General features: G+C 39.1%; 1 protein-coding gene. It reads right to left on the bottom strand.

The window, feature by feature from the left end; genetic code table 11:
* Positions 1-11: 11 nt before the first annotated feature.
* Positions 12-635, bottom strand: a complete 624-nt coding sequence (locus GOU96_RS17965; RefSeq protein ID WP_071179589.1) for a DUF1349 domain-containing protein — start codon at positions 633-635, stop codon at positions 12-14.
* Positions 636-703 lie beyond the last annotated feature (68 nt).

The following is a 703-nucleotide window of genomic DNA, read 5'->3' as shown; positions in this document are numbered from 1 at the left end:
TGAATTTGAGCCTAGTGAGCTAACCATTTACAAGGCTCCAGGCTCATTTCGGTAAATTTTGCTGTAAACGATGATTCTGAAGGACTACACGCATAAACTCCAAAACTGGCCACTTTTTGTGTCGGCAAAGGGGGATTACATTTACCCATATCTATCGTAGTCTCTCCCAACTGATGTAAGTGAAAGATACGCATCTGGTTAAAAACCAAGCCATCAAACGAGGATTCGATAAGAAAATCTGGCCCTCTACGACTTAAACGATACCAAATCTCTTTAGGAAGCGGGATATCGGTAGTTGCCCAATCTGAATACCCTAAATTTGTAACTACACTACCAAGTCTAGAAAATGATTGATTTTCGTACTCTATCGAAGCTTTAAACCAATTTTCATTATCGATATAAACGATCAATCCACATTGATCAAACAGCTGTTGATAAGCAAAACTTACCTTAGCGGTAAATGTGAAATTGTCTTTTGAGTCAATCAATAATGCAGGAGCATTTTCATTACGAAAACCATAATAAGAACGTTGCCAAAAATCTGTTTTCGGCTCAGTAGTTATCGACACAAACTCTGAAGTGACTTCACTCACTTTCGGTTCAGAAATCCACTTCCCAGCAGTAAAATTTACCATTACCAATCTCTTTGTTGTTCACAAAATTCACATAACGCCCGCCTAAGGGGCTGGCAACGCATCACACT

Origin of the sequence: Vibrio sp. R-1, from assembly GCF_035615595.1 — a bacterium.
Taxonomy (GTDB): Bacteria; Pseudomonadota; Gammaproteobacteria; order Enterobacterales; family Vibrionaceae; genus Vibrio; species Vibrio cholerae.
Note: the sequence above shows the minus strand (reverse complement) of the source record. Positions and strands in the feature narration are given on the sequence as shown.

Excerpts from the sequence above, each read along its gene's own strand:
- GOU96_RS17965 (WP_071179589.1), bottom strand. The coding sequence starts at position 635 with ATGGTAAATTTTACTGCTGGGAAGTGGATTTCTGAACCGAAAGTGAGT.